The organism is Arthrobacter sp. NPDC058130, from assembly GCF_042884475.1.
Taxonomy (GTDB): domain Bacteria; phylum Actinomycetota; class Actinomycetes; order Actinomycetales; family Micrococcaceae; genus Arthrobacter.
This window is the reverse complement of sequence record NZ_JBHVTV010000018.1, coordinates 19,500-38,330: the sequence shown is the minus strand read 5'-3', so window position 1 is coordinate 38,330 and position 18,831 is coordinate 19,500. Positions and strand designations below refer to the sequence as shown.

General features: G+C 67.2%; 19 protein-coding genes. 7 read left to right on the top strand and 12 right to left on the bottom strand.

Annotation, left to right across the window (positions count from 1 at the left end):
• Positions 1-118 precede the first annotated feature (118 nt).
• On the bottom strand, positions 119-556 hold the full coding sequence (locus tag ACFVTM_RS21510; RefSeq protein WP_390206139.1) for a hypothetical protein: 438 nt from the start codon (positions 554-556) through the stop codon (positions 119-121).
• Positions 557-873: 317 nt separating this feature from the next.
• Here ACFVTM_RS21510 and ACFVTM_RS21505 point away from each other — a divergent pair, with 317 nt between their 5' ends.
• Positions 874-1,653 (top strand): SDR family NAD(P)-dependent oxidoreductase, encoded by a 780-nt coding sequence (locus tag ACFVTM_RS21505; protein ID WP_390206137.1) that lies wholly within the window; start codon positions 874-876, stop codon positions 1,651-1,653.
• A 6-nt stretch (positions 1,654-1,659) separates the two neighbouring features.
• On the opposite strand, the gene ACFVTM_RS21500 is transcribed toward ACFVTM_RS21505, so the two are convergent.
• The 4 genes from ACFVTM_RS21500 to ACFVTM_RS21485 form a co-directional block, all read right to left on the bottom strand.
• On the bottom strand, positions 1,660-2,319 hold the full coding sequence (locus ACFVTM_RS21500) for a GntR family transcriptional regulator (protein ID WP_390206136.1): 660 nt from the start codon (positions 2,317-2,319) through the stop codon (positions 1,660-1,662).
• Positions 2,320-2,422: 103 nt separating this feature from the next.
• Positions 2,423-3,430 (bottom strand): transketolase family protein, encoded by a 1,008-nt coding sequence (locus ACFVTM_RS21495; RefSeq protein WP_390206135.1) that lies wholly within the window; start codon positions 3,428-3,430, stop codon positions 2,423-2,425.
• The gene (locus ACFVTM_RS21490; protein ID WP_390206134.1) at positions 3,427-4,335 is read right to left on the bottom strand and encodes a transketolase; all 909 of its coding nucleotides are present in this window, start codon (positions 4,333-4,335) and stop codon (positions 3,427-3,429) included. The genes ACFVTM_RS21495 and ACFVTM_RS21490 overlap by 4 nt, the downstream gene beginning before the upstream one ends.
• Positions 4,335-5,672: an MFS transporter gene (locus tag ACFVTM_RS21485; RefSeq protein WP_390206132.1), complete on the bottom strand. Its 1,338-nt coding sequence runs from the start codon at positions 5,670-5,672 to the stop codon at positions 4,335-4,337. The genes ACFVTM_RS21490 and ACFVTM_RS21485 overlap by 1 nt, the downstream gene beginning before the upstream one ends.
• 192 nt (positions 5,673-5,864) lie before the next feature.
• Here ACFVTM_RS21485 and ACFVTM_RS21480 point away from each other — a divergent pair, with 192 nt between their 5' ends.
• From ACFVTM_RS21480 to ACFVTM_RS21460, 5 genes are all read left to right on the top strand, one after another.
• Entirely contained in the window at positions 5,865-6,689 is an 825-nt protein-coding gene (locus ACFVTM_RS21480) for a sugar phosphate isomerase/epimerase family protein (RefSeq protein ID WP_390206131.1), read from the top strand.
• Between the two features lie 100 nt (positions 6,690-6,789).
• Positions 6,790-7,563 (top strand): SDR family NAD(P)-dependent oxidoreductase, encoded by a 774-nt coding sequence (locus ACFVTM_RS21475; protein WP_390206130.1) that lies wholly within the window; start codon positions 6,790-6,792, stop codon positions 7,561-7,563.
• A 57-nt stretch (positions 7,564-7,620) separates the two neighbouring features.
• Positions 7,621-9,393 (top strand): dihydroxyacetone kinase family protein, encoded by a 1,773-nt coding sequence (locus tag ACFVTM_RS21470; RefSeq protein WP_390206128.1) that lies wholly within the window; start codon positions 7,621-7,623, stop codon positions 9,391-9,393.
• Positions 9,390-9,872, top strand: a complete 483-nt coding sequence (locus ACFVTM_RS21465; protein ID WP_390206127.1) for an RpiB/LacA/LacB family sugar-phosphate isomerase — start codon at positions 9,390-9,392, stop codon at positions 9,870-9,872. The genes ACFVTM_RS21470 and ACFVTM_RS21465 overlap by 4 nt, the downstream gene beginning before the upstream one ends.
• A 45-nt stretch (positions 9,873-9,917) precedes the next feature.
• A complete protein-coding gene (locus ACFVTM_RS21460; protein WP_390206125.1) occupies positions 9,918-10,799 on the top strand; it encodes a cytochrome c oxidase assembly protein in 882 nt (293 codons plus the stop codon).
• A gap of 21 nt (positions 10,800-10,820) precedes the next feature.
• Here the strand turns inward: ACFVTM_RS21460 and ACFVTM_RS21455 are convergent, their stop codons facing one another.
• From ACFVTM_RS21455 to ACFVTM_RS21440, 4 genes are all read right to left on the bottom strand, one after another.
• Positions 10,821-11,942 (bottom strand): sulfite oxidase, encoded by a 1,122-nt coding sequence (locus ACFVTM_RS21455; RefSeq protein WP_390206169.1) that lies wholly within the window; start codon positions 11,940-11,942, stop codon positions 10,821-10,823.
• A gap of 155 nt (positions 11,943-12,097) precedes the next feature.
• Complete coding sequence (locus ACFVTM_RS21450) at positions 12,098-12,952, bottom strand: NAD(P)H-binding protein (protein ID WP_390206123.1); 855 nt, start codon at positions 12,950-12,952, stop codon at positions 12,098-12,100.
• A gap of 4 nt (positions 12,953-12,956) precedes the next feature.
• Complete coding sequence (locus ACFVTM_RS21445; RefSeq protein ID WP_390206122.1) at positions 12,957-13,961, bottom strand: aldo/keto reductase family protein; 1,005 nt, start codon at positions 13,959-13,961, stop codon at positions 12,957-12,959.
• Between the two features lie 40 nt (positions 13,962-14,001).
• Positions 14,002-14,634: a hypothetical protein gene (locus ACFVTM_RS21440; protein ID WP_390206121.1), complete on the bottom strand. Its 633-nt coding sequence runs from the start codon at positions 14,632-14,634 to the stop codon at positions 14,002-14,004.
• 231 nt (positions 14,635-14,865) lie between these two features.
• Here ACFVTM_RS21440 and ACFVTM_RS21435 point away from each other — a divergent pair, with 231 nt between their 5' ends.
• On the top strand, positions 14,866-15,303 hold the full coding sequence (locus ACFVTM_RS21435; protein WP_390206119.1) for a YchJ family protein: 438 nt from the start codon (positions 14,866-14,868) through the stop codon (positions 15,301-15,303).
• Positions 15,304-15,313: 10 nt separating this feature from the next.
• On the opposite strand, the gene ACFVTM_RS21430 is transcribed toward ACFVTM_RS21435, so the two are convergent.
• From ACFVTM_RS21430 to ACFVTM_RS21420, 3 genes are all read right to left on the bottom strand, one after another.
• Positions 15,314-16,165 carry a YrzE family protein gene (locus ACFVTM_RS21430; RefSeq protein ID WP_390206118.1) on the bottom strand — a complete coding sequence of 284 codons (852 nt, stop codon included), beginning with the start codon at positions 16,163-16,165 and terminating at the stop codon, positions 15,314-15,316.
• Positions 16,166-16,280: 115 nt separating this feature from the next.
• The gene (locus tag ACFVTM_RS21425) at positions 16,281-18,224 is read right to left on the bottom strand and encodes an acyl-CoA dehydrogenase family protein (RefSeq protein WP_390206168.1); all 1,944 of its coding nucleotides are present in this window, start codon (positions 18,222-18,224) and stop codon (positions 16,281-16,283) included.
• A gap of 156 nt (positions 18,225-18,380) precedes the next feature.
• Positions 18,381-18,719, bottom strand: coding sequence for a hypothetical protein (locus ACFVTM_RS21420; RefSeq protein WP_390206117.1), 339 nt, complete (start codon positions 18,717-18,719; stop codon positions 18,381-18,383).
• Positions 18,720-18,831: the final 112 nt, after the last annotated feature.

Here is an 18,831-nt window from a genome sequence, read left to right as displayed (position 1 = left end):
CAGCGTGGACACGCCACTCCCTGACGGCCAAACCTCGCCAGAATCCTATCAGTGCAGGTCAAAGCGCGGTGAGCGGGTCGCGGCAGCAGGGAGCTGGGGGCATCGCGACGTCAGGACATCAAGGCTGGTCCGCATCCCCGCGGGAGAGCTGCTCGTCGATCAGGTCCCGGATTTGGAGCAGGGTTTCCGGGGAGAGTCCGTCCAGTTGGCGGGCGGCGAAGTTGCGCACCTTGTTGGCCCGCATGGAGGCGAGCAATTCGAGCTGGGCCTCGACCCGGGGCGGTAGTTCCTCGTCCCCGTCGATCAGGTAGTTCTCGCTGACCCCGAAGAATTTGGCGAGGTTCTGCAGGAGTTCGACTTTCTTGACGGCCGGTCCGGAGCCCGACCGCATGTAGTGCCACCTGGCCCGCGAGAGCGGCGTCCCGGCAGCGGACATGGCATCCCGGACGTCATTGAACGTGATTTTCCGGCCCTCGGCCTCGGCGGTGTCCAAGAGGATGTTCAGCTTGCGGGCCAGGTCTAGACCCGGCGCGGAGGTCGGCTGGTCGTCACTCACAATGGCTTCTTTCATTGGCGGGACTTCGTCAGCCGCGGCTTGTCGAAAAACTTTGGGTCGCCAGCGAGTGTAGCAGATTGGACATGTCTAATCTGTTCCGGGTACGCTCAGGGCGAGCAATTGGACGTGTCCAATTCCTCGCTGTATGGGCGGCAGTTCTTCGCCCGCTTCGTCGTGGTTCGGCCAGGTGTGTGCTTTGGGGGGACACCTGGCCGGGTCCCGGCGTTTCGGCGGTGCCGCCCATCCTCTTGCCACCGGCCCTGCGCAAGAACATAGTTGAGGGAATTCACGAACTCCGCGGCACTAGGCAGGCGACCATGCTGAATATCGGGATTGCGGAACACGGCTTGCTGCACGGCAAGACTGCCCTGATCTACGGCGGCGGCGGGGCAGTTGGCGGTGCGGTGGCGCGGGCCTTGGCGGCCGACGGGGCCGCGGTCCACATCGCCGGAAGGACCGAATCGCGGCTGGAGAAAGTAGCCAATGAAATCCGCGAGGCCGGCGGCAGCGCCGAAACCGCCGTCGTCGACGCCCTGGACGAAGAGCAGGTGGATGCCTTCGTGAACCGGGTGGCGAAGAAGAGCAAGAAGATAGACATCTCCTTCAACGTGATCTCGTTCGGCGACGTCCAGCAGCCGCTCATGGAGATTGATGTGGATGACTTCACCCGGCCCATCACCCTGGCCGCGCGCACGCACTTCCTCACCACCCGCGCGGCCGCCGCCTACATGGTCAAGCAGCGCTCCGGCGTCGTGCTCATGTTCGGGGGTTCCGGTCCGCAGACGATCCCCGGCCTGGGCGGTTTCAAGGTGGCGCTGGACGCGATGGAAGGGCTGCGCCGCCAGTGGGCGCTCGAGCTGGGAAAACACGGCATCAGGGTGGTCACCATGGTCACCGGCGGCATAATCGAAACCATCCCGTGGCAGGCCGACGGCCGTGAGGAAATCGTTGTGGAGATCGCCAGGGCCGCGCACTTGAACCGCACGGCCACGCTGGCGGACGTGGGAAACGTGGCTTCCTTCATCGTCTCGGACAAGGCCGCGGCCATCACCGACGCGACCGTCAACATCTCAGCCGGCGCAATCGTGGACTACTGACGCCGGCTAGGCCACCAGGTTGGCGGCGGCGACATCCATGTGTTCGAGGACCGTTGTGCGCGCCAGCGTCGCGTTGCCGGTCTCGATCGCCGCGACGATGTCGTGATGGCGGTCCACGCTCATGTTTTTAACGGCCCGCTCGATCCCGGCAAACATGATGGACATCCGGATGGAGCCCTCAAGGGACTCCCAGGAATGCAGCAGGGTCTCGTTTCCGGTGAGCCGGCACAGCGTCCGGTGGAACTCGAGGTCGGACTCAATCCGTTGCTCCAGGCTCGCCTCGGCGGCCGCGGCCATGGCATCGACCGCCGAGCGCAGGGATTCAATCACCGAGGCCCGGTCCGGCAGTTCGCACAGCGTCAGGACCGCGAGCGATTCCAGGGCCGCCCGGACGGCGAAGATGTCCCGGATTTCCTTGCCGTCCAGGTGACGCACGGACAGCCTGCCGCGCGGTCCGGCCGAAAGCAGTCCTTCCTGTTCCAGCTGGCGCAGGGCCTCGCGCAGTGTTCCCCGGCTGATCTGGAGCATGTCGGACAGTTCGGTCTCCACCAGATGCCGCCCGGGCTCCAGCTCACCGCTCGTGATGGCCGTGCGCAGGGCGGATAGCGCCTGCTCGCGGAGGCTCTTCTTTTCCAGTCCGAGAAGCGGGGCTGTTGCTCCGGCCATGGTTTAGTCCTCAATGTCAGTGGTCAACTGTTTACAGTTGGTGCGTTAACAGTTGATGCTACGGTATGTGCGCGGAGCCGGCAGCTGCCGGCCCCGCACATTCTCAGCCAAGTTCGGCGAGCACCTTGGCGACGATCCTCTGCACCGAGAGTCCGTACCGTTCGTGCAGTGTGGGCAGCGCGCCGGCGTCCAGGAATTGATCCGGCAGCGCCACCGGCACCACCCGTTTGCCCAGTCCCGCCGTGACCACGGCCGAGGCGACGGTCTCGAACAGGCCGCCCACCACGCTGTGGTTCTCCAGCGTGACCGCGAGGCGGTCGGTGTTGATTTCGGCGAGGACCGTCGCGGCGTCGAACGGCTTGATGGTGGGGGCATGGACGACGGCGACGTCCACGTTGTGCGCCGCCAGCGCCTCGGCAGCCTGCAGTGCCCGCATGGTCATGAGCCCACTGGAGACGAAGACGACGTCGTTGCCCCCGCGCAGGACCTTGGCCTTGCCGAGTTCGAAGGTGTAGTCGTACTCATCCAGCACCGTGGGGACGTTGCCGCGCAGCAGGCGCAGGTAGGTGGGTCCATCGCTGGCCGCCAGCTGCGGGACCGCCTGCTCAATGTCGACCGAGTCGCAGGGGTCCACAATGGTCAGGTTGGGCATGCCGCGGAAGATCGCCATGTCCTCGGTGGCCTGGTGGCTTGGGCCGTAGCCGGTTGTCAGGCCGGGGAGGCCGCCGACGATATTGACGTTGAGGTTCGGCTCGGCGGCGTCCAGGCACAGGAAGTCGTAGGCGCGCCGGGCAGCGAACACCGAGTACGTCGACGCGAACGGGACCAGCCCGGTCTCCGCCAGGCCGGCCGCGGCGCCGAAGAGCAGCTGTTCGGCCATGCCCATCTGGAAGAACCGTTCCGGGAAGGCCTGGGCGAAGATATGCATGTCCGTGTACTTGCCCAGGTCCGCGGTCAGTCCCACGATCTTGTCGTTCTCCTGTGCGGCCTTGACCAGGGCGTGCCCGAACGGCGCGGACGAGGTCTTCTGGCCCGGATCGGCGAAGGAGGCGATCATGGCCGAGGTCTTCAGCTTCGGGGCTGTGCTGGTGGGGGCGGCGGTGGTGCTCATCGTTCGGCCTTTCCTTCGTATCCTGCGCTGAGTTGTTCGCGGCAGGTCTGCCATTCGTGTTCCTCGATGCGCATGAAGTGGGCCTTCTCGCGCTGTTCCAGCAGCGGAACGCCGCGGCCCACCTTCGTGTCACACAAGATCACGGAGGGACGTCCGACGGTGGCGGCCTGGGCCGCTGCGTTGTCGAACGCGGCCAGCAGCGCGCCGACGTCGTTCCCGTCCACGCGCTGCGTGTACCAGCCGAAGGCTTCCCACTTCTCGGTGACGGGCTCGGTGCGAAGCACGGTGTCTGTCTTGCCGTCGGCCTGCAGGGCGTTGATGTCCACCATGGCGGTCAGGTTGCCGAGCTGGTGGTGGTGGGCGCCCATCGCGGCCTCCCAGGTGGAGCCTTCGTCGAGTTCGCCGTCGGAGAGGAAGTTGTAGACCCGAGCGTCCGAGCCCTGGTAGCGCAGGCCCAGGGCGGCGCCGACGGCGATCGAGAGGCCATGGCCCAGCGAACCGCCGGAGATCTCCATGCCGGGGGTGTAGGTGGACATCCCGGACATCGGCAGCCGGGAATTGTCCGAGCCGTAGGTCTCCAGTTCCTGGACCGGGATGATCCCGGCTTCGGCGAGGGCCGCGTAGTGGCCGATCGCGTAGTGGCCGGTGGAGAGTAGGAACCGGTCGCGTTCCTCCCACTCGGGGTCTTCGGCGCGGAACCGGAGCTGGTCGGCGTAAACCGCGGCGAGCATGTCGGCCGCGCCGAGGGCCTGGCCGACGTAGCCCTGGCCCTGCACCTCGCCCATGTTCAGGGCATGGTGCCGGATCCGGTAGGCGGCGGCCGAAACACTGTCAACGCGTTCTGTCGGGGTGGTGGTCACAGTTTCCTCAGTGGCGGTCGTTTGAGCTTCCTCTGTCGTGGCCATCAGGCGCTCACGTGTGTGGGGGTGCTTTTCGTGGCCTCATCGGCAAGCCGGCGCTCACGCCGGCCCCAGGTTTCACGGGTGGCGACGGCGGCCCACAGGCCGATTGCTGCGTACGTGCCGAAGAGCAGCGCCGGTCCCATCCAGCCGAAGCTGACGAAGAGGAGGGTGGTGATGAACGGGGTGAAGCCGGAGACCATGGCCGAGATCTGGTAGGCCAGCGAGGCGCCGGAGGCGCGGGTCTTGGCCTGGAAGAGCTCCGGGAACCAGGCGCCCTGGGCGCCGGCGAGCGAGTTCTGGCAGACGGCGTAGGAAATCACGAGGGTGGCGATGATGAAGATGAACAGGCCGGTGTTGACCAGCAGGAACATCGGTACAGCGAACGCCACGGCGAAGGCGCAGGACCAGATGTAGAGCGGCCGGCGGCCGATCCTGTCCGTCAGACGGGCCCAGGCCTGGGTGGCGAAGATGCCGATCGCGGAGGCGATGCACAGTGCCACGAGCGTCTGGGTCTTGTCCGCCAGGTGCTGGCTGTTCAGGTAGGAAATCATGTAGGTGACGGACACGGCGTAGCCGGCGGTCTCGGCGATGCGGAGGCCGATGCCCTTGACGATGTTGCGCCAGTCGTTCTTGAGGACCTCGACGATGGGTGACTTCACGATGGCGCCGCTGTCCTTGACCTCGTCAAAGACGGGGGACTCGGGCACCTTCGAGCGGATGATCAGGCCGACGACCACCAGCACGATGCTGGCGAGGAAGGGAATGCGCCAGGCCAGTTCGCCGCCCAGGTTCACGCTGACCAGGAACACCAGGTTGGCCAACAGGAGCCCCACCGGGAAGCCGGCCTGCACCATTCCGGTGTATTTGCCCTTTGACTTCCAGGGGGCGTGCTCGTAGCTCATCAGGATCGCGCCGCCCCATTCAGCGCCAAAGGCCAGGCCCTGGACGATGCGGACAAACACAAGCAAAGCCGGTGCGAGCAGGCCGACCTGGCTGTAGGTGGGGAGCAGGCCGATCAGGAAGGTGGCGAGGCCCATCAGGATCAGCGAGGCCACGAGGACGGGCTTGCGGCCGAGCTTGTCGCCGAGGTGGCCGCCGATGATGCCGCCGATCGGGCGGGCCGCAAACCCCACACCAAGCGTGGCGAACGCGGCGAGCGTCCCTGTCACCGGGTCGCCGGTGGGGAAGAACGCCGTGCCGAAGTACAGGGCCGCAGCCGTGCCGAAACCAATGAAGTCATAAGTTTCGATCACGGCGCCGACGCCGGAGCCGATCGCGACGCGCCTGGCCTCCTTCGTGCCGTGCACCGGGCCCCGCATGGTGAGAGCTTCGTTGCTCATGTCAATCCCTTTCGAAGAGAGCTGCCGACGCTTGAGCGTCAACACTGTCGACTGTTAACAGATGATACGCCAGTGTGACCCAGGCCATAAGCAATGTCAACAGTCAACTTCAAAGGTTGACTGTTGACAGTCGAATTCGTAGTGTGGTCCATATCACCATCGCCCCAGGGCGCGACCAGAGGATCAACGACGATGTTCAACTCCCGACTCGGCTGCTCTTCCATCAGCTTCCGACACCAGGACCTGCCTACGGCGCTGCGCACGATCGCCGGCCTCGGCTTTGAGGAAATAGACCTCGGCGCCCTCCCCGGAGTGTGCGACCACGTTCCGTACGATCTCGACGCCGATGCCGTCGCCGCCGTGACGGCCCAGGTGGTTGCCTCGGGGCTGCGGGTCCGGTCGGTCAACGGAGACGTCGGGGACCTGAACGCCGTGCTCGACGCCGACGCGCAGTCCGCCCGGAACCGGCACCTTGACGCACTCCTCACCCTTGCGGCCGGAACCGGCGCCAAGGCTCTGGTCCTGCCCTGCGGCGCCCTTGGCCACGACCCGGTCCGCAGCCTCGACGAGGACCTGGACACCGTGGCCGCCCAACTCACCGCCGCCAAGCGGCGGGCGGACGAGTTCGGCGTCGAACTCTGGACCGAGTCGCTGCACTTCCTGCGCTTCTGCTGGAACCTGGAACGCGCAGAACTGCTGGCGAAGCGGCTGGCAGGCTCCGGCGTCGCGATCGTCATGGACTTCAGCCACATCGTGGCCGCCGGTGAGGACCCGCTGGAATACCTCGAGCGGCATCAGGGCCGGATTGCCCACGTCCACCTGCGCGACGCCGTGCCGGGGAACATCAACCTCAGCATCGGCAACGGCCAGGCCGATTTCGCCGCCGGGCTGGGCGCCCTCGCGGCCGGTGGCTACACCGGCCACTTCTCCCTGGAACTGGAGACCCGGGACGTCACCCACGAGGAACGCCCCGCCGCTGCCGCCAAGGCCGCCAGCTTCATCACCGACCTCATCTGACCGTCTATTGCTCCGTAACCGCCCTTATGAACACTCAAAACGGCTTTTTCGGAGCACTCGATTCCAACAAACAACACACCATGCATATTCAAGGAGCATCATGAGCACCATCCAGCGCACCGCCGTCCTCACCGGGGCAACCTCGGACCGGGGCATCGGCATCACCACCGCCCGCCGCTACGCCAGCCAGGGCTGGGCCGTGGTGATCCTGGACCTCGACGGCGAGAAGTCCGCCAAGGTCGCAGCGGAGATCGGCAACGAATTCAACGTTCCCGCGTTTGGCCATGAGGTGGACGTCGCCAGCGAGGACTCTGTGACGGCCGCGTACAACGCCGTGGCCGCCGAGGTCCGCTCCGGCAGCCTCCCAGCCGTCGGCGCCCTGGCCAACATCGCCGGCATCACCTCTCCGGTGCCGTTCCTCGAGACCACGCTGGACCTCTGGAACAAGGTCATGGCCGTGAACGCCACGGGAACCTACCTTGTAACCCGCGCCTTCTTGCCGGACATGATCGCCAGCGGCTGGGGCCGGATCGTGAACATGTCCTCCGTCTCAGCCCAGCGCGGCGGCGGCGTCTTCGGCAAGGTCCCGTACTCCGCAGCCAAGGCGGCCATCCTGGGCTTCACCAAGGCCCTGGCCCGCGAGATCGGCAGCACCGGCGTGACCGTCAACGCCATCACCCCCGGCGCGGTGGACACCAACATCCGCGTGGGCAGCACCGAAGAACAGGAAGCCGCCATCAACGCCGGCATTCCGCTGGGACGCAACGCCAGCACCGAGGAAATCGCCGCCGTCATCACCTTCCTGTCCTCCGAGGAATCCGCCTACCTCACCGGAACCACCATCGACATCAACGGCGGAAGCCACATCCACTAGCAGCCACCCTGCTCAGTAATCGAGTCCGTAGACCGAGCGCAGCCGAGAGAGCCCACGATGACCAGAATATTTAACGACCCGTCAGCCTTCGCCGAGGAAGCCCTCGCCGGCTTCTGCGACGTCCATGCGAACCTGGTGCGCCAGGTGCCCGGCGGCGCTGTCCGCCGGCACCGGCCCGGCCAGCCGAAGGTGGCCGTGCTGGCCGGCGGCGGCTCGGGGCACTACCCGGCCTTCGCCGGGCTGATCGGCACCGGACTGGCCGACGGCGCCGTCGTCGGGAACATCTTCACCTCGCCGTCTGCCCAGCAGGCGTACTCCGTGGCCAAGGCGGCGGATTCCGGCGCCGGCGTGGTCTTCACCTACGGCAACTACGCCGGCGACGTCATGAACTTCGGGATGGCCAGCGAACGGCTCGTCGCCGAGGGGATCCAGGTGGAGAACGTCCTGGTGACCGACGACGTCGCCAGCGCGCCGCCGTCGGAAGTGGAAAAACGCCGCGGCATCGCCGGTGACTTCACGGTCTTCAAGATCATGGGCGCGGCCGCCGAGGCGGGCGCTGACTTGGCCGAGGTGGTGCGTCTGGGCCGGAAGGCCAACGACCTGACCCGCACCATCGGCAGTGCCTTCCACGGCTGCACCTTCCCCGGCGCCGAGGCCCCGCTGTTCACCCTCAAGGACCGGCAGATGGGACTCGGCCTGGGCATTCACGGGGAACCGGGCCTGTTCGACACCGATCTGCCGCCGGCGAACCGGCTGGGCCAGGAGTTCGTGTCCCGGCTGCTGGCCGAGACGCCGCAGGGCGCTGGCGACCGCATCGCCGTCATTCTCAACGGGCTCGGCTCCACAAAGCACGAAGAACTCTTTGTCCTCTGGCTCAGCGTGGCACCGCTGCTTCGCGCCGCGGGCTACACCCTGGTGATGCCGGAAGTCGGCGAACTGGTCACCAGCCTGGACATGGCCGGTGTGTCACTGACCGTGACGTGGCTCGATGACGAACTCGAGCCACTCTGGACCGCTCCCGCCGAGACCCCCGCCTACCGGCGCGGGAATGCCGCCCTCCCCGGCGGCGAGGCGGACGATTCGGCTCCTGCCGAGGAAACCACGGCACCGGAGGCTTTCGCCGCGGCCGATGCTTCACGTGATTACGCAGGGCACTGCGTCGCCGCTTTGGCGGCGGCCCGCGAGGCACTCCACGACGCCGAGAAGTTCCTTGGCGACCTCGACGCCATCGCCGGCGACGGGGACCACGGGCGCGGCATGGTCCGCGGTATCGATGCGGCCGCTGACGCCGCCGCAGGGGCTGCGTCCCGCGGTGCCGGTGCAGGAGCCGTACTGGCCACCGCCGGCGATGCCTGGGCGGATAACGCCGGCGGCACCTCGGGCTTCCTGTGGGGCGCCGGCCTGCGGGCCTTTGGCGAGTCCCTCGGCAACGACCACGCGCCCAGTGCTGCCGAACTCGCGGCGGCGGTGGCATCGTTTGCCGCCCGGATCGCCGAACTCGGCAAGGCCGACGTGGGCGACAAGACCATGGTGGACGCACTTGTCCCGTTTGCCGAAACCTTCGGCCGGCTGGCCGGCGAAGGGGCCGGCGCGGATGCCGGCTGGACGGAGGCGGCCCGGGAGGCCACCGCCGCGGCGCAGGCAACGGCAGCCCTGCGCCCCTTGAAGGGCCGGGCCCGACCCCTGGCGGAAAAGAGCGTAGGCACCCCCGACCCGGGGGCCACGTCCCTGGCGATGGTCTTCACGGTGTTCGGTCCGCACCTTGCCGGTGTGAATACCGAACGTGTGAATATTGCCGGTGTGCGGCAGGACGCAGGGGCACACTCATGAGCCAGGCGGCAGGGATCCGGCTCATTGTGGGCGCGGACGAGGCAGGGGTGGACTACAAGGACCAGATCCTGGCGGACCTCCGGACGGACCCGCGGGTGGCGGAAGTCATCGACATCGGCGTCAACCGCGGCGACGCCCCTGAGCAGTTCGCCAAGCCCTACCCGTACGTGGGCATCGCAGCGGGGGAGCTCATCCGGGACGGGATGGCGGACCGGGCCATCCTGTTCTGCGGCACTGGGATCGGTGTCGCCATTGCCGCCAACAAGGTGGACGGCATCCGGGCCGCGACAGCCCATGACTCCTTCAGCGTGGAGCGTTCGGTGCTTTCCAACGACTGCCAGGTCCTCACCATGGGCCAACGCGTGGTGGGGCTGGAACTGGCACGGCGGCTCGCCCGGGAGTGGATCGGCTACACCTTCGATCCCTCGTCCGCCTCGGCGGACAAGGTGAAGGTGCTCACGGACTTCGAGGGCTGCTGACACGGCGCCCGGGGTCCTCCAAGGAAGGGCGCCTACCATGGGCCCGTGCCGCCCCTTGAAGTAGTCCTCACCGCCTGGCAGATCGACTGGGCCGCCGCCGCCCTGATCGGCGGTTCGGCGGTGCTGTTTGCGCTGGGCCTCAAAGCAGCCGCGGCGCGCGGCCACCGCCATCCCCTGTGGCGGACGCTGGCGTTCTATTTCCTGGGCCTGGGGTTCCTGACCGTGCTGACGTGCGGATTCCCGGGCGTCTACAGCCCGCAGCTCCGGTGGGCGTTCACGCTCAAGATTTCCCTGCTGCTGTTCGTGGTGCCGCTGCTGATCGGCCTGGGAAAACCCATTTCGCTGGCCCGCGCGGCCCTTTCGCCGCGGGGCGTGGACCGGCTGAACAAGGCGCTCGCACACCGTGCGGTGCGGCTGGCCGGCAACTCAATGGCCGCCCCGCTCCTGGGCCTCGCGCTCTTCTCGACCTTCCTCACGCCGGCCTTCTACACCCTCCGCACAGCCCCGGTGGCCGGGGCGTTGCTGACTGTCGGGGTCCCGCTGCTGGGCATGATGATGGCCCTGCCGATCATCGAGGAGGCGGACTTCCGCCGGTCCAGCGCGTTCTTCGTCATGGAGTTCGTGTTTGTGTTCATCGAACTGCTGATCGATGCCGTGCCTGGGATCCTGCTGCGCCTCAACGGCCAGGTCCTCGATCACGTCACCACGATGCCGTCCCCGCTGGGCTGGTTTCCCGACGCCCTGCGCGACCAGCAGCTGGCGGGGGATGTTCTGTGGTTCATTTGCGAAATTGTGGATTTGCCGCTGATCATCCTGATGTTCATCCGCTTCTCGCGCAGCGACAAGAGGGAGGCCCGCGGCTTCGATGACCTCACGGACGAAGAACTCGACGAACTGAATGCGGAGCACCTGCGGCAGGGCCACTGAGCCCCCCGCACGTCCAGGGCACTATTCCACACTGACCTTGATCCGCTGCACCACGTTGTTGCCCATGCCCTGATAGTTCCACGCCGGTTCCAGCGGCTGCACGGCGCCGCTGGCATCGGTGGCCCGGCAGCTGAGCTCGTGTTCGCCGGGATCGGCCACCCATGGCATCGACCACGCGCACCAGGCGAACGGCGCGGCCGGGTGCTCCAGATGGGCAGGGGCCCACTTTCCGTCGATCCCGACGTCGACGCGCTCCACGGCGCCCTGCCCGGACCACGCCCGGCCGGTCAGCATGACAGGTCCGGGGGGCAGAATCCTGCTGCGGGTGAAGAAATCCGGGACGCCAGGGGGGACCATGAGCGAGCGGACGTTGATCCAAGAGACCGGGGTGCCGGGGTCGTCGGCATCCTGCTGATAGCGGTACGCCACGGACTGCTGGAAACCGTCGAAGGGCTTGGTCAGAACCTTGATCGAGGACAGCCACTTCACGCTCGCCATGCCGTACCAGCCAGGCACAACAAGCCGGAGCGGATAGCCGTGTTGCGGCGGTAGGTCCGCGCCGTTCATCTGGTAGGCGAGCAGGACGTCGGGCCGCAGGGCCTCGCTGATCGGCAGGCTACGGGCGAAGTGCTGGGCGACTCCGCCCTGGACGCCGCTGTCCGCCCCGGTGAAGAGCACCTCGACGGCGTCGTCGTCCACGCCGGCCTGGGTCAGCAGGTAGGCGAGCGGGACACCGGTCCATACTGCGGTGCCGACTCCCTCCAGGATCCAGGGCTGGCTCAACGGGCGGGGCCGCAACAGGGACCGGCCGTTGCCGGCGCACTCCAAGGTGACCGGGAGGCTCATGCTCGGTGCCCGGCGCAGCGCCCGCAGGCTCAGCTCCACAGCCCGCTGCACCGCGCCACCGATCTGCAGATGCCAATGGTCGACGTCGATGAACGGGATGTCGAAGTGGGTGAGAACATAGTGCAGCCCGGGCGGGGTGGTATCGATCCGCAGGGCCTCGAGCGGCATGGAATGATTCCGCACGGCCAACTGGAGCTCGTCCGTGGTCAGCGGGCCGTGGCTCGGCTCACCGGAGTGCGGCGCGAGTTTCCGGCCCTGCCGGCGCGGACTCTTCAGGACGGTGGAATGTCGGGACATTTGCTTAGGCATGGCGTTGCGATTCTTCCTTGCACCAGCCCGTTGCTGGCCGGTGTCACCTGAAATCAGGTCTACGCCGCGGCCCGGATGCCGTCAATACTGGGTTGTCCTGTCCTGTCCTGTCCTGTCTTGTGTTGGGCTGGCAGTCCGGCTGGCTACAGCGTGTGCGCCTCCGCGAGGAATTGCTCCAGGCCCAGTGGTTCGCGGCCGGTCAGCTCATGCACGGCGGACGTCGGTCCGGCCAGTTCGCCGGCCGCGATGGCCGTGTACGTGCTCACCCAGGCGTCCACCTGCCACGGCGGCGCCCCGTAGGACGCGCGGGACGCGTAGGCCTCCTCCACGGTCTCGTCGTGGAACGTAATGGCCCGGCCGGTTCCGGCGGTCAGGAGTTCCGCGCCGCGGGCCAGCGAGATGTCCTCCGGACCGGTCAGGTTGTAGGTCCGTCCCACGTGCAGGGCCGGGTCCCGCAGCACGGTGACGGCCGAGCGGGCAACATCCGCCCGAGCCACGGCCGCCATCACGCCGGTCCCGGCAGGACCCCGGATGACGCCGTCTTCGCCGGCCAGCAGCGGCAGGAAGTCCAAGTAGAAGTTGTCCCGCAGGAACGTGTAGTCCATACCGGAGGCCTTGATGCGCTCTTCCGTCGCGAAGTGGTCCCGGCCCAGTGTGAAGGTGCAGTTCGGTGCCGCGCCGTAGAACGAGGTGTACACGATGTGCTGGACGCCCGCTGCGGCCGCCGCATCGACAAAGGCGTAGTGCTGCTGCAGCCGATCCTCGGCCTCGGCGGCGGAGACCATGAACAGCGTCTTTGCCCCGGTCAGCGCCGCTTTCGTCCGCTCCTGGTCCGCATAAGTGGTCACGAAGGAGACGGCGCTGTCGAGGTCGGGCGCCCGGGCGGCGTCCCGGACCAGGAGTCGTTGTTGGCTGCCGGCCTGGGCCAGCAGCCTGGCCACCTGGCCGCCCAGGTGGCCGGTGGATCCTGTAACGGCAAGCTCGGGGGCGTTGGTCATGGGCCTAGGCCTCGCGGGACGCTGGCGACTTGGTCTGCGCGGGGTCGCGTTCGGCCAGCGAGCCGATGACGGAATCGATCTTGTCCATGATCACCGCGTCCAGCTTCACGCCCGCCGCTGCCACGTTCTTCTCGATCTGTTCCGGCCGGGACGCGCCCATGATCGCCGACGCCACGTTCTTGTTCTGCAGCACCCAGGCGATGCTGAGCTGGGCCATGGTCAGCCCGGCCTCCTCCGCAATCGGCTTGAGTTGCTGCACGCCGGTGAGGACCTCGTTGGACATCCAGCGCTCGATCATCCGCGAGCCGCCCTTGGAATCGGTGGCGCGGCTGCCTTCGGGGGCAGGCTTGCCGGGGTGGTACTTGCCGCTCAGCACGCCCTGCGCCATCGGGGACCAGACGATCTGGGACAAGCCCAACTCTTCCGATGCCGGAATCACCTCGGCCTCGATCACCCTCCACAGCATGGAGTACTGCGGCTGGTTGGAGATCAGCTGGAAACCCAGTTCCCTGGCGAGGGCATGGCCGTCGCGGATCTGGTTGGCCGTCCACTCGCTGACCCCGATGTACAGGGCCTTGCCCTGCCGGACGATGTCCGCGAAGGCCTGCATGGTTTCTTCCAGCGGCGTCTCGTAGTCATAGCGGTGCGCCTGGTAGAGGTCCACATAGTCGGTCTGCAACCGCCGCAGGGAGCCGTTGATGGATTCCATGATGTGCTTGCGGGAGAGGCCAAGATCGTTGTGGCCTTTGGGGCCGGTGGGGCCAAACACCTTGGTGAAGACTTCCAGCGATTCCCGGCGCTCGTCCTTCAAGGCCGCTCCGAGGACTGTCTCCGCCGCCGTGTTGGCGTAGACGTCGGCCGTGTCGAAGGTGCTGATGCCGGCGTCGAGCGCGGCACGGACGCACTGGGTGGCGACGTCGTTCTCCACTTGGGAGCCATGGGTCAGCCAGTTGCCAAACGTGATTTCTGAAATCTTGAAGCCGCTGTTCCCAAGGTATCTGAATTCCATGGGTTCCAACGTAGCGGACTTGCCTGCCCGGGGTAAGGGCTCAGCCGGCTTTGCGCTCCTGGGCCGGCGGCTTGGCCTTCCCCGTCGGAAGACCGCGCAGGGAAACCAGCGAGCCGGTGTCCAGCAGGGACTTCGCGGCGGGCATGGTCGGCTTCTGGAAGGCTCGCGGGACCGCGCCGAGCTTTCCATTGGTGTCCGTGGCCGATTCCACCAGGGCTGAGACTTCCGTGATGTCCCGGGCCGGTGCGGAGGGGTTGGGCAGGTCGCGGACCTTGACCCGGACGGGCGGGCCGGCCTCGGCCTTGGCCCTCGCGGCGGCACGGGCGTCTGCCCGGGCCACGGCGGCTGCCCATTCCGGCGACAATTCCGGCTCCTTCTTGCCTGCGTTCCGGGCTGGGCGGCGCGCTTTCGCCGTCCCGGCGGGGAGCGCGGGCTTCGTTGCCTTGGCCGGCTGGTCCCGCGGCTGCTTTTCCCGTGTGGGCTGTTCCCCTACCTCGGGCCCACTGCCGAGGAGCCCGGCGACGGCCAGGACAACAAATGCCGCGAGCCGGCCGATCCCCGCGAGCACGAGGGTGGCGGCGAAAACCATGAAGAGGCCAAGGAACATCACGAACGCCACGCCGAGGGTCCCGAAAAAGGTGAGGTTCAGCGCAATGGTCGTTGGATCTTCCATGTCACCTCTCCTTGCCGGCCTGCTGCAGCGGGTTCCCAGCCGCCAGCATGTGGCGGGCACGAACCGCTCTTAACAATACGTACTTTTCGCCGGCCACGCGCCGCCCCGCGCGGTCCTGGCGAAGTTGTGGCGAAGCCGTTATCCGCGGGGAGGCCACGGCGCTACCGGCCGGGCGTCTATAGTCAAAGACACCCCTGCCGGCGACCGTCCGGCCCGCCGGAAGGACACCTTGTGACGCACGCCGCAGCAGCCGACTCTGACCCCGACGGTACGTCCGCCGCGGCGTATGAGGGGAACTGTCCGTGCCTGTCCGGCGAGCAGTATGCCCAGTGCTGCGGCCGTTACCACCGAGGGGATGCCGAGGCGCCGACGGCGGAGCAGCTCATGCGGTCCCGGTACAGCGCTTTTGTGGTCCGGGACGTCGACTACCTGCTGCGGACCTGGCACCCGGACACGAGGCCCGCCGAACTGGAGTTGGATTCCGGCATGCAGTGGCGCCGCCTGGACATCCTGTCCACCAGCCGCGGCGGCCCGCTGGACGGTGAAGGCACGGTGGAATTCGCGGCGCACTTCCGGCACGACGGCGAACGCGGCGTGCAACGCGAAACCAGCCGCTTCGTGCGGATGGACCGGCGCTGGTACTACGTCGACGGCGTCGTGTCCGGCTGACGCCGGCGGGCTACGGGTGCCTGACCGCGGAGCCGCCGACCGGGGAATCCTCGGGGTGGTCCTCAACCGTTGCCGGGCTGAAGCCGGCCTTGTCCACCCGGCGGTGGAAGCGCATGCCCGCGAGGCCGCCCAGCACCGCGCCGGCCAAGGCAACACCGGCCACCACCACGGCCGCGATGATGCTCATGGTGTTCAGTTGGCCCTCGTTGACCGGGATCCGCGGGAAGCTGTTCAGGTTTGCCAGGATATTGAAGCGCTGGCCCGCGACCAAGCCCAGCACGGCGACCACGATCGCGGCGATCAGGGCCCAGATCCAGACCATGAAACCCTGCCTGGCGCCGTTGAAGCGCGCCATCCGTCCGGCCACATAGCCGCCGCAGTAGTAGGAGACCAGGAGGATCGCCAGCAGCACGATGATGCCGGCCAGCCCGATCGTCTGGTTGCTGGAGGCCTGGTTGACGGCCTCGTTCACGTCGGTGTTGGTGGCCAGCCCGACGGCGGTGCCCCCGGCCGCGACCAGCGCGGTGAGCAATACGGCCATGCCGGTGGCGGCCAGCCAGCCGAAGAACGCCGAGCCGACTTGGATGCCGCCGAACTGTTCCTTCTCACGGGCCACAACCGTTTGGCGGGTGGGGACCTCATCCACGCCCGTGTCAACAGCAGTGTCGTGGACGGCCGTGTCGTGGCGGACCGCTGTCACCGGAACGGTTGTGCTCTCCGGTGCCGTCTTGTCCCGGGCCAGGCTGTTCTGGGCCGTGCTGACCTGTGTTGTCTTGGCCGGGGTCGTCTTGTCCTGTTCCGTGTTGTCCTGGGGTGCGGCGTGGCGGGGAGTTGTGTCGTCGGGGCCTGTGGTGCTGCTCATGAGGATCTCTCACTTTCGCTGTGTGGCCCGGGCACGTGGGAGTGCCGGTCTCCATTCCACCTAACCACGGCGGAATCCGGTTAGCAAGGATGCTTACTATCCGAGGTGAGGCCCGTCAGCGGTATTTGCGGTGCAGGTCTTCCCGCACCGAGGCGCGCCGGCTGGCGTCCGCGATCCACGGACCGGTCCCTTCTGACTGGTCAAGGACCCCTGCCTCAAGCCAGGCGTAGTCGCCGGCGAGAGTCTGGCGGGCCAGGACGTGGTCGGCGTCGTCGGTGTTCCGCCACAGCCGGTCGAAATATTCGTCCACGCGTACGCGGGCTTGTTCGCAGTAGGCTTCTGCGAGTTCGTACGCGGAGGCACCGCGTTCCGGCTGCGTCCGCAACAGCATCTCGGCGCGAGAACAGCACGCCGCCATGGCAAACAGCTCGGCGCCGATGTCCACGATCCGGCCCAGGAACGCCTGCTTGTGTTCCAGCTTCGCCTGCCAGCGACCCATGCCGTAGAAGGTCTGCCGCGCCAGGCGCCGGGAGGAACGCTCCACGTAGCGCAGCTGTTTGGCGAGCCGGCCGAAGTCGCTGTATGACCGCGGGTCCATGCCGGCGCCGGCTACGAGTTTGGGCAGCCACTTTGCGTAGAAGCCGGAAGCGCCGACGGCGGCCTTCGCCTTGTCCGAGAGGCTGGCATCCTCCGAAGCGAGGTCTCCCGCGGCCGCCAGGTGCGCATCCACGGCCTCACGGGCGATCAGCAGCTTCATGATTTCCGAGGAGCCCTCGAAGATCCGGTTGATCCTCATGTCGCGGAGCTGCTGTTCCGCGGCGACGGCGCGCTCGCCGCGGGCCTCGAGTGAGTCCGCGGTTTCAAAGCCCCGGCCGCCGCGGATCTGCACGAGCTCATCCGCGATCAGGCAGCTGATCTCGGTGCACCACAGCTTGGCCAGCGCAGCCTCGATCCGGACATCCTTTTGGCCGGCGTCGGCCATTTCCGCGCAGAGTTCGAACACCGCATCCAAGGCGAAGGTGCTGGCTGCGATGAAGGCGATTTTCTTGCCCACAGCTTCATGCTGGCCGATCGGCCGCCCCCACTGGGTGCGGGCATTGGACCATTCCCGGGCGATTTTCAGGCTCCACCGGCCCGACGCGACGCAGACCGCTGGGATCGAGAGTCGGCCCGTGTTGAGCGTGGTGAGGGCGATTTTCAGGCCTTGGCCTTCGCGGCCCAGCCGGTTGGCCGCCGGGACCCTGACCTGATGGAAACGGGTGACGCCGTTTTCGAGCCCGCGGAGCCCCATGAAGGTGTTGCGGTTTTCCACGGTGATGCCGGGGGAGTCCATTTCCACCACGAACGCGCTGATGCCGCCTTTGTGGGCTGCTCCGTCCGAATCCGTGTGCGGCGGCACTAGCGCCATGACCACGACGAGTTCGGCGATCACGCCGTTGGTGGTCCAGAGCTTTACGCCGTCCAGGACGTACGTTTCGCCGTCGTCGGAGAGGACGGCGGTGCTGCCCATCCGGGCGGGGTCGCTGCCGACGTCGGGCTCGGTCAGCAGGAACGCGGTGATGGCTCCGGCGGCGCAACGGGGCAGGTATTCCTGTTTTTGGGCCGGCGTGCCGAAGACTTTGACCGGCTCCGGGACCCCGATCGACTGGTGTGCGGACAGCATGGCGCCAAGGCTCGGGTGCACCGAGCCCAGCAGGGCCAGCGCGCGGCCGTAATACACAAAGGTGAGGCCCAGCCCGCCGTATTCGCGGGGAATCTTCATTCCGAACGCGCCGAGCTCGGCGAGCCCCTTGAGGTATTCGTCCGGGACCCGGTCCTCGCGCTCGATGGCGCGCCCGGACATTGTGCGGCAAAAGTCGGCCAGGCGGGCTATGAACGCCTCGCCGCGTTCGACGTCGTCGGCGGGGGCCTCTGGCCACGGGTGGATCAGGCTCAAATCGAAGTTGCCGAGATAGAGGCCCTTCGCGAAACTGGGCTGCTTCCAGCTGGTTTCGCGGGCTGCTTCGGCAATGGCGCGGGCGTCGGCGGCCGTGGCGTCGGGGCCGATGTGGTCCGGGATCCCCGGAGTCTCTGGCGCTTCGGTGCCTGCTGTGGGGGCGCCGGGTGGTGGGGTGCCGGGGGCGGCGGCGGGGTCTTCAATGGCGGAGCTCACTGGGCATCTCCTCTAACCGGTTGGCCGGCTTGAGCCCTGGATCCGCCGCGGGTGGAGGACCCTTCAGCTGTCCCGCAATACTACTCGCGGGTAAGTGCCCGTGCTAGGGGCAGCCTGCCCTTGATAGTCGGCCCGAAGGTCCGTACCGAAGTCGACCTGGAAATCGCCCGGCAACTCCACTGTTGAGGCGTGGTGTACCAGCCGGTCCCATGCGTGGTTGATGCCGTGGACAAGGCCAACCACCGCGCCGGCCACGAGGTACCAGGCGAGCCGTCCCACTCCAACCACAACCATGGCGGCGAATGCGGACACCATCATGAAGGCGCCGATCACGAGGGCGAAAACGAGGGTTCCGATGACCACCATCGTGCCCGTTTCCACTGCGCTTAGGTCGAACTGCATTCTTCCCCCTGCACCATTGCTTCGGTTGAACCAGTAGCCCGAGCGTAGGGTGCCGGAGAGGTGCTCATCTAGGGTCCATTGAGCGTTCGTGGCCTCTTGATATGGGATCGAA